The 17,830-nt window shown below is 38.6% G+C and carries 13 protein-coding genes; 2 read left to right on the forward strand and 11 right to left on the reverse strand.

The window, feature by feature from the left end; all coding sequences use genetic code 11:
* Nucleotides 1–466: 466 nt before the first annotated feature.
* The 9 genes from D9780_RS11845 to D9780_RS11885 all read right to left on the reverse strand — a co-directional run bounded on the left by D9780_RS11845 (nt 467) and on the right by D9780_RS11885 (nt 15,178).
* Nucleotides 467–2,833 carry a penicillin acylase family protein gene (locus D9780_RS11845; protein ID WP_121641485.1) on the reverse strand — a complete coding sequence of 789 codons (2,367 nt, stop codon included), beginning with the start codon at nt 2,831–2,833 and terminating at the stop codon, nt 467–469.
* A 463-nt stretch (nt 2,834–3,296) separates the two neighbouring features.
* The gene (gene asnB, locus D9780_RS11850) at nt 3,297–5,144 is read right to left on the reverse strand and encodes an asparagine synthase (glutamine-hydrolyzing) (protein ID WP_121640217.1); all 1,848 of its coding nucleotides are present in this window, start codon (nt 5,142–5,144) and stop codon (nt 3,297–3,299) included.
* 309 nt (nt 5,145–5,453) lie between these two features.
* Complete coding sequence (gene ltrA / locus D9780_RS11855) at nt 5,454–6,716, reverse strand: group II intron reverse transcriptase/maturase (protein WP_121638889.1); 1,263 nt, start codon at nt 6,714–6,716, stop codon at nt 5,454–5,456.
* 588 nt (nt 6,717–7,304) lie between these two features.
* Nucleotides 7,305–9,122, reverse strand: coding sequence for an oligopeptide ABC transporter substrate-binding protein (opp4A, locus tag D9780_RS11860; RefSeq protein WP_121640218.1), 1,818 nt, complete (start codon nt 9,120–9,122; stop codon nt 7,305–7,307).
* A gap of 78 nt (nt 9,123–9,200) precedes the next feature.
* A complete protein-coding gene (locus D9780_RS11865; protein WP_116277459.1) occupies nt 9,201–10,103 on the reverse strand; it encodes an ABC transporter permease in 903 nt (300 codons plus the stop codon).
* A gap of 30 nt (nt 10,104–10,133) precedes the next feature.
* Nucleotides 10,134–11,096 (reverse strand): oligopeptide ABC transporter permease, encoded by a 963-nt coding sequence (opp4B, locus tag D9780_RS11870; protein WP_116277458.1) that lies wholly within the window; start codon nt 11,094–11,096, stop codon nt 10,134–10,136.
* Between the two features lie 4 nt (nt 11,097–11,100).
* Nucleotides 11,101–12,033, reverse strand: a complete 933-nt coding sequence (locus D9780_RS11875; RefSeq protein WP_073012930.1) for an ABC transporter ATP-binding protein — start codon at nt 12,031–12,033, stop codon at nt 11,101–11,103.
* Complete coding sequence (locus tag D9780_RS11880) at nt 12,020–13,039, reverse strand: ABC transporter ATP-binding protein (RefSeq protein WP_073012933.1); 1,020 nt, start codon at nt 13,037–13,039, stop codon at nt 12,020–12,022. The genes D9780_RS11875 and D9780_RS11880 overlap by 14 nt, the downstream gene beginning before the upstream one ends.
* 570 nt (nt 13,040–13,609) lie before the next feature.
* Nucleotides 13,610–15,178 (reverse strand): esterase/lipase family protein, encoded by a 1,569-nt coding sequence (locus tag D9780_RS11885; RefSeq protein ID WP_121640219.1) that lies wholly within the window; start codon nt 15,176–15,178, stop codon nt 13,610–13,612.
* A gap of 631 nt (nt 15,179–15,809) precedes the next feature.
* Between D9780_RS11885 and D9780_RS11890 the strand changes: the two genes are divergently transcribed.
* A complete protein-coding gene (locus D9780_RS11890; RefSeq protein ID WP_303046186.1) occupies nt 15,810–16,016 on the forward strand; it encodes a helix-turn-helix transcriptional regulator in 207 nt (68 codons plus the stop codon).
* 3 nt (nt 16,017–16,019) lie between these two features.
* The gene (locus tag D9780_RS11895) at nt 16,020–16,484 is read left to right on the forward strand and encodes a hypothetical protein (protein WP_121640220.1); all 465 of its coding nucleotides are present in this window, start codon (nt 16,020–16,022) and stop codon (nt 16,482–16,484) included.
* 93 nt (nt 16,485–16,577) lie between these two features.
* On the opposite strand, the gene D9780_RS11900 is transcribed toward D9780_RS11895, so the two are convergent.
* The gene (locus D9780_RS11900; protein WP_121640221.1) at nt 16,578–17,387 is read right to left on the reverse strand and encodes a hypothetical protein; all 810 of its coding nucleotides are present in this window, start codon (nt 17,385–17,387) and stop codon (nt 16,578–16,580) included.
* Between the two features lie 13 nt (nt 17,388–17,400).
* Nucleotides 17,401–17,685, reverse strand: a complete 285-nt coding sequence (locus tag D9780_RS11905; RefSeq protein WP_121640222.1) for a hypothetical protein — start codon at nt 17,683–17,685, stop codon at nt 17,401–17,403.
* Nucleotides 17,686–17,830 lie beyond the last annotated feature (145 nt).

Below are 17,830 nucleotides of genomic sequence, written 5' to 3' on the forward strand. Positions count from 1 at the left end.
TTCTTTTAGTGAGAGCTTCTCTCTAGTTGTATACTTCTAATGTTGCTACCTTACATTCACTCAGTCCATTCTCATGACGAAGTATACTGGTAAGCCTTTTTCCAAACAATTAATAGAAGCACTAGCCTTTTCTAGCTCACCAACCTTAAAAATCAGAATTATTTTAATTTTACGGCAAACGAAAAAAATCCACACCCTTATATGCATATCATTCCCTCAAGAATTATACTATCATAAAGTGTGGATCTCCTATTCTCCGCCACATAATTAACTTATAAGTTTATATTACTTCACAAAGAAAGCGTTGTCAATATTTTTTTACTACTTACCTTGATTATAAAAGAACCCACTTATCGTTCTTTTTTGACATAAACTCATGTTTTTTACAACATTACATAAATCTGTAAAAATAACCGGTTTCAGGCATTTGGTTATTAAAGTTTATTCCCCGGGAAATATTATTCATTTATGGGTACAGTGTCAATTGCTCTCCTGTCATACTATCCAAATAGGTTGTATGATAATTTCCCTCCACCCAATCTTGTAATTGATCCTCATACCACCGACTTTTCACGTGACCTGACTGTCCAGGTGCAACGATATGGTAGCCTTTCGATGGCGTTTCCATATCTATTACAAACCGCCAAGAAGCGCCATGATCTACAATCCCTGTCTCTTCTTCAAAACTTGCTGCCATTGGCGTTACATTGCTTCCATCTACTGGAATAGGAGCTTCTTGATTAAAAACATACTCGAAAACAGGATGAACGTTGGAGAGAGGGTGTTCAAAGTAGACGCGATGGTAATCGCCCCATTTCCACTCTGATATAGGCTCCCCATATTTCCTTTCTAACTCCGTAATAGATTGTTGTAACGAATCCAATAATATTTGTTGTAAACCTCCATAAGTTTCTAACCATACAGACGATTCTCCTTTTATTGCTTTTCTTAATAAAGCATCTGTCGTCTGTCCCTTCCCCTTAAATAGATCTAACATGGAATCTGGTATTTCTTGATAAATGATCTTTTCAATATTTTTATACCAATGATGAAATAGTAATGGCTGAGTAGCAGAAGCATCATCCTTATAATCCCATTTATCTAACAGATGGAGTGCTTCTGTAGCTTGTTTGGATAGTTCCCTCTCTTCTAATAATTGTAAAAATGCAGGTATGAGTTCTTTTGCTTGCCTGTTAAAGCTATCCATTTGTAAATCCTGCATGCCTTGAACTGTTATTTTCTCCACACTCTCTAATACTTCTGCAATGCGTTCATAGCGATACGGTTGCGCCCATACATTACTTATATGGTACGGATACTCTTCTGTCGTTATTTTGTTGTTAGCAGTCGCAATATAACCTTTTTCTGGATTAACCATTGTGGGAAGCTCATCAAACGGAATATAGCCACGCCATTCATTTTCCCTTTGCCAACCTGGAAGTGGGAGCAAGGCATCTTTTCCGTTTTCATAAACTGGAATATTCCCATTTGCCTTATAAGCTATTGTTCCGCTATTAGATGCAAAGACAAAATTTTGCGCGGGGGCTAAGAACTTTTCCAAGCCCTTTTCAAAAGATTCCCAGTTCTTCGCTTTATTTATTTGTAAAATAGCCTCCAATTCCGTCGTTGCTTCTAATGCAGTCCATTTGAGTGACAGAACATTTTCCTCCCCACTATCTTCAGCAAATTCGGAGATAACAGGACCATGCCTTGTTTCGACTACTTCATAATCAATCGTTGCTCCGTCTTTCACGGCAATCGGTTCCTGAATAATCCTTGCTTTTTCCCACTTCCCTTCAAATAAAAACGTCGCTTTAGAATGAGGCTTTCTTTTTTCAAGGTATAATTGCTGCACATCTGGTCCTGTGTTGGTTACTCCCCACGCAATTTGTTCATTATGACCTAATATAATTCCTGGAACTCCTGCAAAAATAACACCGCTTACTTGTTGCGTTTCGGTTTGCAACTGCATTTGAATCCAGATAGATGGAGTCGCTAAGCCCAAATGTGGATCATCTGCTAACATAGGGAACCCAGAAGCTGTTTTTTCACCAGAAACGACCCAATTATTGCTCCCATTAAATGCTGGCGGAATAATTGCTTGAGATAGTTTATCTTCTACAGAAACATATTTTTCTTCCATAATAACAGGCTTTTCTTGAGGATAAGATGGAAATAACTCGTATGCTTTTTCTTCTCCAAATTGTTGTAGCAAGTAATAATTGAACGCTTGCTGCTCCCAGTGACCACCCAAATCAAATGCCATGTATTTACCAATGGTTAATGAGTCTAGCGGTGTCCATTTTTCTGGTTCAAAGCCCATTAATTTAAATTCAATTGGTAGCGTATTATCTTCCTTCGCTTGTTGCATATAAGCATTGACTCCTTTGGCAAACGCCTCCAATACTTCTTTTGCTTCATCAGAGTAAAGGTCGTAAGATTTCTCAGCTGCTCTTCTTAGTCCTAATGTACGAAAATATTTATCTTGATCAACGGCTGCCTCACCTGCTACCTCACTAATCGTACCGGATGCCTGTCTGCGGGACATATCCATTTGAAATAACCGATATTGTGCTTGAACATACCCTTGTGCTACATATAAATCATGTTCATTTTGCGCCTGTATCTTTGGCACGCCATTGGCATCCGTGATGACGTCCACCTTCTGCTGTAAAACGGAAAGTTCGATACTTCCCTCTGTTTTTTCAACCAAACGATCCAAGTACACAGTAACAACAAAGAAAGCGATTACAAATAGGAGTGTTATCATCCCAAAAATAATGATGGTTATTTTCGTTTTCTTTCTTGTTTGCTTTATGGGCTTTTCCTCCATTCTTTCTTCCACTTTGCTCCCCTGCCTTCATTTAAGATATAATTTTTTATCTACTGAAAAATATAAAAATAGTATCATAAAAAAATCAATAGACCTTTCAAGAACATGTTTTCCTTCGTCTACTACACGACTACATGCACTTTTACGCTAACGTGCATCAACAAGTCATTCATTACGTACTTGATTTTATGAACATAATGTCTTGCTATCCATTGATAGGCAACTATTTCCCTCTATTTTCAACATGCACGAAGCTACAAACTCCATCGAAAAGCTGTTGTACATCAAACGCCGTGGTCTTCGTGCAACCACGGCATGTTTGTGCATACATGTTTATTTAAGAACAAAGGCGAGGGGGGCACCCGTTTGGCAACGTAGCGAGTGGAACAAATCAACGAAAGTTTTAGGAATCATACCACTAAATTAGGGGTATGCCGAAAAGCGTTAGATGAAGAATCAATCCTTACTCCACCACCTTGACATCATACCTTCTCAACCAGTAATCTATTTGGCAAAGATGAGCAATGAGTTGTGGTCCTTGCATTAATTGTCCATACCACGGTTCTTTAAATTCTTTCCCTTCACTTACTAAAATAGCCTCTACTTTTTCCTTATTTAAGAACTCAAATAATCGAGCATCCTTATCGTCTGCTATTTCCCGCATCCATTTTTTAACTGCATTTGTATATGCTGGTTGAAATGTTTTCGGAAAAGGACTTTTTTTACGATAAAGAATGGTCTCTGGTAGAATGCCTTCCATTGCTTTTCGTAAAATACCTTTTTCTTTCCCTTCCAGTATTTTCATTTCCCATGGTATATTCCACACGTACTCTACTAAACGATGATCCGCATAAGGCACACGAACTTCTAAACTCGCTCCCATACTCATCCGATCTTTTCGATCCAATAACTGAGCCATAAACCAATGCATATTTAAATAAAACAACTCTCTTCTACGTGCATCCTCCTCTTTTTCTCCATCAAGGCGTGGTGTTTCATCAATTGTTTCCTGATAACGGGCATGCACATATTCTGAGAGCTGTAACTTCTCCTGCCAGTGAGGATGAAGTAAATCAATACGTGAGGATAAAGATCGCATCCATGGAAAACCTGCTTCTTCATCCGTCGGTGGGGAATGAAACCATGGATAGCCGCCAAATATTTCGTCGGCACATTCTCCTGATAAGCTCACTGTCGTTTGCTTTTTAATCTGTTGACAGAACCATAATAGTGACGAATCTATATCCGCCATTCCAGGCTGATCTCGTAATTCTACAGCCTTTTTTAAATGGCTTGCTAATGCTTCCCCAGAGATCACTTCATTATGATGATTCGTTTGAAAAACGGTTGCCATCTCCTCAATAAATGGCTGATCCATGGACGGTTGAAATTTGCTTGCCTTAAAATAATTTGCATTACCTTCATAATCTACAGAAAAAGTAGTGAGAGACCCTTTTCCTCGTTCCTGAAAATATTGTGAGGCAATTGCTGTGATAGCACTCGAATCTAAACCACCAGATAAAAAAGTGGATATAGGAACATCAGAAACGAGCTGTCGTTGCACTGCATCGATACATAGCTCTCTTACTTTACTTATTGTCTCGGTCATAGAATCTGTATGCGGACGACTGTTTACATTCCAATAGCGCCATTTTTTAAGACCATTTTTTGAAAAAGTTAATGCGTGACCTGACCGAAGCTCATGCATATTTTTAAATAGGCCATGTCCTGGTGTCCTAGACGGACCAAGACCAAATATTTCTGCTAAACCAGAGCGATCAATTTCCGCTTTTACTTTTTCGTGAGCTAGGATAGCTTTTAGTTCGGAGCCAAAGATAAACTGCCCATTTTTTTCTTGAAAAAATAACGGTTTAACCCCCAAGCGATCTCGAGCTATAAACAGTTGTTCTTTGTCTTCATCCCAAATTGCAAATGCAAATATTCCATTTAAATAATCGACGCATTGTTCTTGCCATTCCAAGTAAGCAGTAAGCAACACTTCGGTATCAGATGTCGTTTCAAAATGATAGTTTTTCTGTCTTAAATCGCTACGTAGTTCATCCGTATTATATAGCTCACCATTGTATATAAGCGTATAAGTATGACGGTTTTTCGCTTTGTGCATTGGTTGCTTTCCACCTTCAATATCAATAACCGAAAGCCGCTGATGCCCAAAAGCAACATGTTGATTCATCCAAGTATTCGTTTCGTCCGGTCCACGATGTAGTAATGTGTCTGTCATCTGTTCAAGCATTTTTTCCTTTGCCCGCACATCTCTATTAAAATCCACATAACCTACTATTCCACACAAATTAAGTCACCCTCCCTAGATGCATAGAGCCTACAGAACAGTTTATGAAAAGATGTAGCAAAATATAACTTACATCTTACATAGTGAAGTGATTCTTCATTCCGTACGCATTTTTCAATCCTCACTAATGAAGTAGCACAAGACGAAAAGGAGCATACGCGACGGATACCTCTCACCTACACTTGTCCAGCACACAACTCTCCCATTCTTGAGATCAACTTCTATCCAGAACAAATCGAGTAGGAGGGGGCGACTAACCCCCGACCTCTCACACCACCGTACGTACGGTTCCGTATACGGCGGTTTCATTTAAGTCCAACGCATCGTTTGATATCGTTTATGTAGACTCTTTAAGCCTAGGTTTGACCAGTATCGATCACCTAATGCTCTATGTAAGATCGGACTTTTAGCTATACGCCAATAAGCCTTTCTCGTGTTTGCCCACTCCCATGCTTTTCCTTTACTAATTCCAAGTTTTATTAAATTCTTGTATTTTGTTTTGACTTTCTTCCATTCTTTCCAGCGTATCATTCGCATCCTTCTTCGAATCCAGCTATCCAAAACTTCAAATATAGAGGGCGTCTCTGCTAGCTGATAGTAGCCTAGCCAACCTACTAAGTATCGATTTAGCTTTGCGATTCTATCCTGCATATTCATAGACTTCTTTCTTGAGGTTAGTTCTCTGACACGCTGTTTAAAGCGTTTGATACTTTCTTTAGAAACCCGAATCTTTGGGTTCTCTTTATGGAATGTGAAAGAAAATCCTAGGAATTTACGCTTCCATGGGCGGTCTACTGCACTTTTCTGTTCATTTACTTTTAATTTGAGTTTTCCTTCGATAAATGTAGTGATACTTTTCATCACTCGCGATCCCGCTCTCCTCGATTGAACATATATGTTACAGTCGTCCGCATAACGGACGAAATGGAGCCCCCTTCGCTCTAATTCTTTATCTAGCTCATCTAAAACGATGTTGGATAGCAACGGACTTAATGGTCCGCCTTGAGGGGCTCCTTCTGTGTTTGGTTGAACGATTCCGTCCTCCATAATGCCAGCTTGGAGATACCTACGTATAAGTTTAAGTACTCTCGGATCTTTGACCTTTTGGCTCAGTTTCCTCATTAATCGGTCGTGATGTACTTTATCAAAGAATTTCTCTAAATCCATGTCTATAACCCAGCGATAGCCATCTTTCATATAGCTTCTCGCTTTCCTAACCGCGTCATGTCCTCGTCTGTTTGGGCGAAAACCATAACTATGTTCAGAAAATGTTGCGTCATAGATGGTTGTTAGAACTTGTGCGATTGCTTGTTGGATGAAACGGTCTAGCACGGTAGGAATTCCTAGCTTCCTCACTCCGCCGTTTGGTTTCGGGATTTCGACACGGCGAACGGGTTGAGGATAGTAGGTACCTGATTCGAGTTGTTCTCGAACGGAAGCCCAGTGTTCCATGAGATGCGCTCGTAGGTTTTGTACGGGCATTTCATCCACACCGTGGCTTCCTTTGTTACGTTCGACACGTTTCAGTGCACATATTAAGTTTTCTCGTGATAGAATGCTTTCCAACATGATATCTAACTCCTACGTGAATGGCTCTTTCTTCTTGTGTGGCAATTTCTCTCAGCCCTTCTAGTGTCCCCCACGGGATTCACCGCTTCCTTCACTAGGAAGGTTTTCTTGTTTCTGCTTCATCAAGTATTGCGTACTCCGAAGCGACCATTCTTCTTCAATGATTCAGCCCTTCCTAGAAATATCTAGTACTACGGCTTCGGCTGACTTCTGACAGTTCAGCGAACACTTACATGTTCGGTTACGGCGTGTGCACCGCTTTTCTGTCAGATCTCCCGGGGTAAGCACACATTCTTCCTCTCCACATCCCCACTTCATTTACTCTGTGTACCCTTTGGCAGTAAGGACTTTGACTTGTTGTGCAGTCTCATCCAAGTACACCTAGCCTTCTATGAAGTTCGTGTTCCTAAGGGCGGAGATTTGCCGCCGACTTCCTTCAGATTCTGGGTCACCCCAGACACCCTTGTCTTAGGCTAACCACTACTACTGCCTTCGTGGTTCGGGACTCGAACCCTAGAGAATGTGTGCATGCCTGGCACACACAAAAAGACAGCCTGTGAAATAGGTTCACAGACTGTCTATCTAAATGTTTTATTCAGCTTTTACTGGTTCTTTTTGCATTACCGCAATTTCATAGTAATTACCCCAGTTATGTGCTACAGAGTAATTCAATACGCGCTTATTCACAGGTACTAATTTTGCACGATAATTGGTAGGAATGACCGGAACTTCTTCGACCATTAATTCTTGCCATTCTTTATATACTTTCTGACGGTACTCTAAATCCATCGCATCTTTAGAGGCTCCTTGCTCTAGAAGCTTATCATTTTCTTCACTTGCATAGCGAGAGAAGTTAAACAGAGCGTCACGTCCATATAATCCTGCTGGGTTGACATCTGTTGCCACACCCCATGCTGCTGCATATACGTCGACTTTCGGATCATCGTCACCACTTTGTCCAATTCGATCATAGAATGAGTTAAACTCTTGTAAACGACCATCTAATAGTTGTACATTTAATCCAACATTTTTCCAAGATTGAATGTAGTAATTTGCAACTGGCTCAGCCGTTTCTCCACCAGACATAGAAGCAAAATTAATCACCAATTCTTCACCATCAGGATTTTCACGCATACCGTCTCCATCCGTATCCTTATAACCCGCTTCATCTAACAGTTTCTTGGCTTGTTCTGGGTCATATTTGATTCCAGGATTGTCTTCATCATGGAAATCTGGATGAGATGGCGGAATTAATGTTGTCGCATTCCAGCGTAAGCCATTGTAAAATTGCTTCCCTACAGCTTCATTATCAATGGCGTGTCCCATTGCTTTACGTAAGTTCACATCCGCCATTTTCTTATTTGGATCTGGTTTTACTTCTTTCTTCTCTTTGTCCCACGTTCCTAATTTGAAACCGATATAAGAATAAGCCATGTCCACATTTCCTAAAAATTCCACATTAGACATATCCGCATTATCTGGATATTGATCTGTAGGAAATTCATGAACCGTATCTACTTCTCCCGATTCTAAAGCTTGTACAACTGTTTTCGGATTCACGACTTTAACTGTAACTTTATCTAACTTTGGTTCGCCTTGCCAATAGTCTTCATTTTTTGTGTATACGACAGCTTCTCCTGGCGTAATACTTTTTACTTTATATGGTCCCATGCCGATTGGTTCTTTTCTGACAGCGTCAGATTTGTCCATTTCATCTACAGGGATATCTTGAAAGACATGCTTTGGTAAAGCGTAAGACCAAATTCCGCCACTTAATAAAGAAGGGGATGCTTCTTTGTACGTAATTTTCATCGTTTTCTCATCTACCACTTCAATACCAGAAATAGAATCGGCTTCTCCGTTATGGTATTCCTCCATCCCTTCAATAATTGTAAATTTATCGCCATAACGAACGCCAGGATAATCAGGGTGACCGATTACTTCATAAGCATACGCCCAGTCTTCAGCGGTTACAGGCTCCCCATCATGCCAATTTACATTATCGCGGATCGTAAACGTAAACACCTTCCCACTATCATCTACTTCAAATGTGGCAGCACCATCTTGGGTTAAATTATGCCTTTCATCCGCAGATAATAAAGATTCATCAAACCATTTAATAAACTCAACATCAAAATTCCCTGAGTAGAAGTTGAAATTTAACAGCCCTTCGAAAGCTGTATCTGTGACGACACCAAATTTCAAGTGCCCGCCATCCATCGCTTTGCCTTCATTTTTCGTTTCTACATTAAAATCTTCAATTGAATATATTTGATCTCCATCTTTTCCAGACTTCTTATTGCCCGATTTATCTGACTTACTCTCGTCATCTCCGCCACAGGCAGCCAGTGTAAGTACTAAACCTAGCAAGAGTGCATATAATAAAATACGCCAACGACTTCCTTTCATGTAAAAACCTCCCTAGTTTGTTTATACGTCATAGACGCGATCTATACTTAACATCATGTGATGTAAGCAACATAACCATTAACCTCTGCGCTGTCTTGCATCTGTAGCACGCTTCAATGCTTCGCCAACATTTCGGACAGCTAACATTAATAAGAAAACCATAATCGCTGCTGGTACCCAAATCCACCATCTTAACTCTAAAGTTTGTGGATTTCTTGCATAACCAAGTAATGTTCCAAGACTTGGGGTATCTTCTGGAAAACCAAATCCTAAAAAGGACAACCCAGACTCTAAACCAATATTCGCAGCCAAGTTTAACGTCATCGTCACAATAATTAATGAACTTAAATTCGGCAAAACTTGGAAAAACATAATCTTCCAGTTCGGAGTCCCTAACGTTTTGGAAGCCTGTGCATAATCAAGTTCTCGCTCTTGTAATGCCTTTGAACGAATTAACCGAGCAATCCCCATCCAGAGAAATGCTGTCATAATTAAAGAAAAAGACCATATGCTATATTTAGGCACAATCGCAACAAACACAATAACGATCATTAAAAATGGTAAAATTAAAAAGAAATCAACAATACGCATCATAATGTTATCAACTGTACCGCCAAAATAACCAGATACAAGCCCGTAAGTAATACCGATAATCCCTGTCATAAGCGTCACTAAGATACCTATCGATAAGGAATTACGCGTGCCAATAATAAGCTGACCAAAAATATCTCTGCCCCCATAATCCGTTCCTAGCAAAAACTCATTAGACGGTGGCTGATTAATCGCAAATAAATCTACTTTAACAATTTCATCTTGATTTAAAAATAAAGATACTCCGTAAACAAGGCTTGTAATAACAATAAGAAAAATAAAAGATATAAGCGCTACTTTATCTCGCACAATTTCTCGCCAAATTACTTTCGCCATAGAAGGAGCTTTTTCTTGTTCTACCTCTACTACTTCTACATTTGAATACTCCATTTATGTGTCACCTCCATGATAACCTATTGTTTATTTTATTCGAATACGCGGATCTACGAGACTTAAAATAATATCCGATAATAATGCGCCTAAAATAGATGCGATTCCGAATAACAAGACAACAGATGTTACGACACTATAATCCCGTTGTAGCACAGATTCCATAAATAACAATCCCATACCTGGATAGCTGAAAATGGTTTCAATAAAAACGGTCCCACCAATAAGTCCCGTAATTTCAAAACCGAAATAAGCAGCAATTGGTAATAAAGAATTGCGGAAAATATGGCGGCGATAAACGCGTGATTCAGAAGCACCTTTTGCTCTTGCCGTAATGACAAAGTCTTTCTGTTTTGTATCAATGATTTCACTACGCAAATACTGCACCGTATTTACAGTAGTAATTAATGCCATCGATATGGCTGGTAGTAATAAGTGATTAACTTTACTCATAATATACGCAAATGAGCCTGGTTCTAATCCTGGATCTACACTTCCGCCAGTTGGGAACCAACCTAAACCATAACCAAACGCCCATAACATTACTAAAGCAAAGATAAATAATGGCGTGGCAAAACCAATATACGTGTAACCATTAATTAATTGATCTCGCAATGTATCATTATAACGTCCACTCGTAATACCTAATGGGATGGCGATGAGATATGTAATGATTAACGTCGCTAAAGATAACCAGAATGTATTTACAAGGCGCTGGCCAATTAACTCAGAGACAGGCATCTTAAAGCGAAAAGATTGTCCTAAGTCGCCTTGAATGGCTGATGTCACCCAATCTTTATATTGTACGTACCATGGATCATTTAGCCCGAGTTTCTCTCGTTGCTCTTCAATCGCTGACGGATCAATATTTGGATCGATTAAACCAGACAACGCATCCCCTGGCATTAGTTGTGCCATAATGAATACTAATATACTTAGCAAAACAACTTGTGGCATCGTAATTAACAGTCGTCTAACAATAAATTTCCACATGCTATCAACCTTTCTGCGGTAAAGCTACTAAATGGGAGTCGGATATATGGCGTAATGTATACGCTAGACCTTCTTGATCAAAATAATCATTATAATTTTGCTGATACTCTTTCTCTACTTCTTCGCGGTATACTTTCTGCTGTTGACGGTTAACTGGATTAATATCTGGAATAGCTGCTACTAAGCGTTTCGTATAAATATGTTGTGGGTGATTAAAAATATCCGCTTTCGTACCCGATTCCACGTAACGTCCTTTATACATAATGCCAATCTCATCACACATATGCTTTACGATGCCTAAATCGTGGCTTATAAATAAATACGTCAAATTTAAATCCTTTTGAATATCTTGCATAAAGTTAAGGACTTGTGCCTGAACCGAAACATCTAATGCAGAAACAGGCTCATCAGCAATAATGAGTTTTGGCTTTAAAGCAATCGCTCTTGCAATGCCAATCCGTTGCCGTTGCCCACCAGAAAATTGATGCGGATATTTTATAATACTTTCAGGGCTTAATCCTACTTGTTCAAGCAATTCTTGTACACGTTTCTTTTCTTCTGTTTTCGTTAAGTTTTCAAAGTTTCGCAACGGCTCTGCAACAATATCAAGTACTCGTTTTCTGCCATTTAATGAAGAATAAGGATCTTGGAAAATCATTTGAATATCTTTTCGAATATCAGACTTTTTGGATGTAAAGCCTGCTAAATCTACACCATCAAACTTCACCGTTCCTGAAGTAATATGATTTAAACCGATAATCGCTTTTCCGGTTGTTGTTTTTCCCGAGCCAGACTCTCCTACAAGACCGTACGTTTTTCCTCTTTCAATGGAAAAAGATACGCCATCAACAGCTTTTATTGCACCTATTTTACGATTTAAGATTCCCCCTCTAATGGGAAAATGGACCTTTAAATCGTTTACTTCAAGAAGTGCCATGACTTGATTCCTCCTCTACCTTTTCTTCCGGAAAATAAAATTGCTGATAACAGGTACAACGGACGAAATGTCCTGGCGTTACCTCATGCAGCTCAGGATTTTCTTCATGTGCATCCTCACTAATCCACGGAATTCGTGCTTTAAATCGACACCCTTCTCGAGGAAGATTTTGCAAAGATGGAACAATTCCTTGTATGACATGGAGTTTGTCATGCACACTATCTTCAGCCGGAATGGAATTTAATAGCGATCTCGTGTATGGATGAAGCGGCTTTTGAAATAACGTATAAACATCCGCAATCTCTACAATTTGTCCTGCATACATAACGGCTACACGATCCGCCATTTCAGCGACAACACCTAAATCATGGGTAATTAAAATAACACCTGTATTCATTTGTTCTTTTAAATCATTCATTAACCCTAGTATTTGGGCTTGAATCGTTACATCAAGCGCTGTAGTAGGTTCATCAGCAATGAGTAGTTCAGGCTTATTGGCAATCGCGATGGCAATCATCACTCGCTGCCTCATACCACCAGATAATTGATGCGGGTACTGTTCACAAGTGTACTCCGGGCGAGGAATACCAACTTGATTTAACAAGTGAATCACTCGTTCTTTTCGTTTCGTTTTCGATAACTGTCGATTATGTAATAATAAAGCTTCCCCAATTTGATCTTCCACTGTCATCAACGGATTTAACGCTGTTAATGGATCTTGAAAAATCATCGCCATATCATTGCCTCGCAACTTGTTTAATTTTCCAGCTGCTATATGAACAATATCTTCACCTTTAAATTGAATGCTTCCATCTATTTTGGCTTTTGTATGTAATCCCATAATAGAAAATGCTAAGGCGCTTTTTCCAGAGCCTGATTCACCAACAATGGCTAACGTCTCATTCTTATTCACAGATAAAGAAACATCATCCACGGCGGCATAATAGTCATCATTAATACGAAACGATGTTTTAAGATTTTTAATCTCCAGTATGTTATTACTCATGTTGACCTCCTTCTAAATTCCAATCAAAAAAGAAAGAAAATTCTTTCTTTTCAACTTTCAAAATTTGATGGTTTCGTTGTTTTAATTTTTCTGACATTTAATCTAGAATTATGGTGCTTAGTAATTCACATTTAACGTCACGGATGAACTCTAAATTATTGTAAACTAAAATAAAATAATTATTTGTATTATACGGTAAAAGACCTGCCTAATCAAGTTTTTATTTAAAGGGAAAATTTTTTATTTTATAAAATTTTACGAACTTATTTTTATTAAACAAAATATTCCGTCTTTTTTCTTAAACACAGAACACATCATACTATTTTAACTTATTGCCTCTTTTGTGTCCGTGCTACTATTGACATAAAAACGCGGTTTATTAGCATATATTCACGACAAAAAGCACTGTTGTTTTACTTACACGATAAAATGGCATCTGTGGAGGTTTTCTTTTATGCCTTTCAAGTAGTGCTATACTTATGAAACGAAATCAAAAGAAAAAAGAGCGGTTAGCCCCTAATCTACAGGGTATAACAGCTCCTATTACGCAAGAGGAATTATTTTTATTCGTCATTCAGATAGATAAACAGAATCAACCACTGTCCGTTTGAAAGGCGATCCAGAAACTGTCTCGCCTTTTATATCCATCGTAATATTGTAACTTCGATTCTTTTTTAGATGTGAAAATTCTTTTGATAATAAAGGTAAACCTTTTGACGTTGCAGTCACTACAGGAATTTGCTTCCCTGACTCCACGATGGTATAGTGTGCTTCTATACTCTTTTCTTTTACTTGCTGTTTATTCGTTCTCCATTTGCTATCGTTTCTACGATCTTGTGTCTCTGATAGAATTTGCTTTTGCGTTGCTTTATCATATTGACCATGCAATAAATAGGCGTTTTTCTTATCACTACGCATTTTTAATGACCATTCTCCAGCTGAAGGTTGATGAATTTGTATGTGATACCCCGTCGCTCCAGCGAAAAAACCACCCTCCTGCTGCGTCACTTGCACATCGTCATAAACGTTTCCATTCGGATCAATAAGTTCTACACGTTGGAGTGGAGTAGCTGTGTACAACTGTATATTTACCTTGTCAATAGCGTCTTCAATAGGAAATAAATGCTTTTCAGCTTTGTTATTCCTTAATGCATCGCCGTGTACATATTGCTCTGGTTTTGTAAGCTTTGAAATTTGTTCCTTATAAATCAAATGATCGCGACTCGGGTTATTTTGCTGCAACACATTGTCTTGTATAATAGGAAAGATGCGATTACTTCGAATAGAAGTATGGTCCCAAGCCCCAATTGCCACTTCTTCTCCTTTAGGCAAGCGACTGCTCACAGTTGTTACCACGCCATCATTATCACCATAACTGGATAAATACATGCCTCCAAACCATGTTGATGAAAATGTCGACCCCCAATCCGTCCCACCTAAAGTGTAATAATCATTGACATAAGCATAGGTTTCTTCATCCGTCAAAGAACGAAAATGTTCCATATATCCGGTCTCAACCGCAGATGTTCCTTCACCTCGCATCCCGAGTAATTCAGCTAGCCAACCAGCCCAACTACTATTAGCCAAGTCCGCTAGTTCCGATCCATGATGCGGACTAGATAAAGTAATAATACGATCTATATATTGCCAAGCTCCGTAATAAGTTGCCGCAGCTTGCGCATCAACGCCACCTTTACTATACGCAATAATCGTAATTGGCTTCCCTTGAAATTGATCTGAAATTTCCGTAATTTTTTCAGCGAGCAATTTCCCATTATCCCACATATCGGCAGAAGCGCCACCTGCATCATGAAGCTGGATAAAAGCCGTTTCATATCCCGCTTCACAAGCTGCTTCATACAATCCACCATCCTCCCAAAATACTTGTGCCACATTGTTTAAACCAGGCACAAATAAAAGCAAAGGGGCGTCAGGTATTGGATTAGTCGGCGTCTCTCCTACAAACCACTCCCCTGGCGTTTCATCGTTTCCGTTATCTCCCTTTCCCATTACAGACCATTTTGTTCCTTCATGAAGCTGTTTGGCTTCCGACAAACTTTGCGATTGTGCAATAGCATAAGATGGAGTGGACAATAGCAATAAACCGAACAACAACGACAGAAATAAACGTTTCGCCATTTTTTCTCCTCCATTTTAAATTTGTCATCTATAGAAACATCATTAGACAATGATGGGATTTGCAAAATGTCTGAAAAGCTTTTCATTCTAAGAAAATAACATAATGGATAAAGTCGGGATGGTGGGTTTTCAACATGTATCGTCATAACTATCTTGAAACGCTATTATAGAAGAAGCAATAAGAAGTGTGATCCTCTTTCCTATAAGTACTGATTTCCAGTTTATAAATGGGGGTTATATGCTGGACAGCAGGAAATAAGTACTTATTTGCCTTTTTTCAAAGAGGTCTTTCCCGGCTTACGCAAGTTGTAGGAACAATTCGGAATGAAATCCATTCTTGAATTTGACTTTATAAGATCAATGTACATGATTTTCTATAATTTGAACATCGGTTATTCGTCCCGTGAAAATAATCCTAGAAAATTTATAGTAATGGGATGAAGCGTTGAACGTGCGTTTTGCTTGAGTAAGGTCGCCTACAAGCGCTTTATACTATACCATTATGTTAACTTGATTTAACATAATGGTAAATAAACTTGACATTCTATCCACTATCTCATACACTATTTGTAATATATGTATGAAGAAACAACTCGCGCATTGGAAGTTCTCTAGGAAGGAGATGGCTTTCGTGAAATTAAACAATCGTGTAAAAGAACTACGAGCGCGATTTGATTTAACGCAAGAGCAACTCGCCAAAAAAGTAGGCGTAACCAGACAGACCATTGCTGCCATTGAAAAAGGCGATTATGTACCTTCCTTACTTTTGGCATTAAACATATGCAAAGTGTTCCATCTTCCTATGGAAGAAACTTTTTGGTTATTGGAGGACGATTAAAAGATGAGATTAAAATGGGTGTTCTTTATTAACGTATTGTTATTGTTGCTAGCTGCTTGGGGATTTATCCCTATTTATTCATTTGCCATGCATGTAGCCAATGTGATTAAAGGTGAGAGCACAGGAGAATGGATTAATATTACACCGACAATCATTTTTTTATTCATCTGTATCGGGGTTGGCATCTTGATGTACAGACATAATGCAAAGAAACATAAGCGTATGCTGCTGAAATTATTCATGCCTGCAGAGTTTTCTGAACAAGATGAACGTGAAAAAATGATTAACGCTCACGCCTGTCGTAAAGTTTATCTTTTCATGCCATTGATTTTTGGGATAATCCTTTTTTTAATGGGCTTGTATCCATTCTTAGCTGACACGTTTCCTTCTTATCCGATGTTACTTTTATTCATCTTTCCGATTGCACAAATTACAATCTACTATTTATCCGTACGTAACAAATTTTAACTCCTAGTTATAAGAAACACATTTACATTGTACAACAAGAAGCCGCTCTGCCTGCTTAAAATGCACTTCCAGGCAAAGCGGTTAATGGGTGCGTTAATTGTTCGTTCTCTGAATAAACAAGAATCCAATTACCCCGAACAGCAATTGCTTATACTGTTGAGATAACTTATCAGAGACCTCGACAATATCATTATTTAAGTCGTGAAACAAAGTAGTATATTCATGTGGAAACCTTCCATTATAAAAATAGGCCCAGCGATGATGATGTTCATCGATCCATGTGAAATCACCAGTCATAGTAGACCCATCAATAAAAAGCATTTGCTTTCCTTTCTCATCAAAGAGCTTCCCTTTTAGTCGCAAGACACTTTTAAAATCTTCCTGAATATAAGACCCGATATAATTGTCACTTGCATCGTAATACGTAACTGCCGTTTTCTTCATGCCTTTTCGCTTCAACTTAAATATCAGTTCTCCAGTGTTAGAGATAAATGCAAGCTTTACTGGTAGCCAATTTATGAACGAACTATTATAAATGAGCAAAGGATAGCACCAGAACGAAACGTGCATAAGTTGAAAAGCGCCAACATACTTGCCCGTTTTTTCAAAACATAATAAACGGGGTAACAAACTAGCATCCTTTTTAAGTACGACATGATCAAGTTGCAAAATAGATACTTGTGAAAGGCCTATCTCTACGTCTTTTAATTTCTGGTAGCTTATTCTGCTTCGAATAATTATTATTATTAAAAATAAAACGGGTAAACCTATAATGGATACTTCTCCCCACTGTTTGGCTCCTGTTGGCGTCCAAATCAATATATACCCAAGAACTACAACGATAAATATAGCTAAAAATATATACCCCATTTTTTCTCTTCGTTTATACATTTCTTGTAACAAATTCCCACCCCTATCAGCGATGTTTCACAAATGTTTTCGCCCATAACCAACGTCCAATTGAAATAACGATGATAACTATCGCATATGCTACAATGGTACGTAAGAAGCTATTACTAATCTTATTCACAAGCCAACTACCAGGATAATAAAAAATAATAGCAGATAGAACTGAAATAATGATAAATGCCAAAACAATATATACCACATGCATAAGGGATATATCATCTATATCGTTTATTCGTTTATATAAAAGACATATGATGACAATGAAACTTGCTATTTCTACAACCCATTGCAACAATAATTCCTCCTTCTTAAATAAAGTACGAAGAGGTACTAAGCACAGTTTCATATTTTATCAAAATTTTAAGCATTCCCCCTTACCTCACTAATCGCCAAGCCTGGATCGGACAAATGCAAATATCGTTTTCTTCTATAAATGC

This window comes from Virgibacillus sp. Bac330, assembly GCF_003667845.1.
Lineage (GTDB): Bacteria > Bacillota > Bacilli > Bacillales > Amphibacillaceae > Virgibacillus > Virgibacillus chiguensis.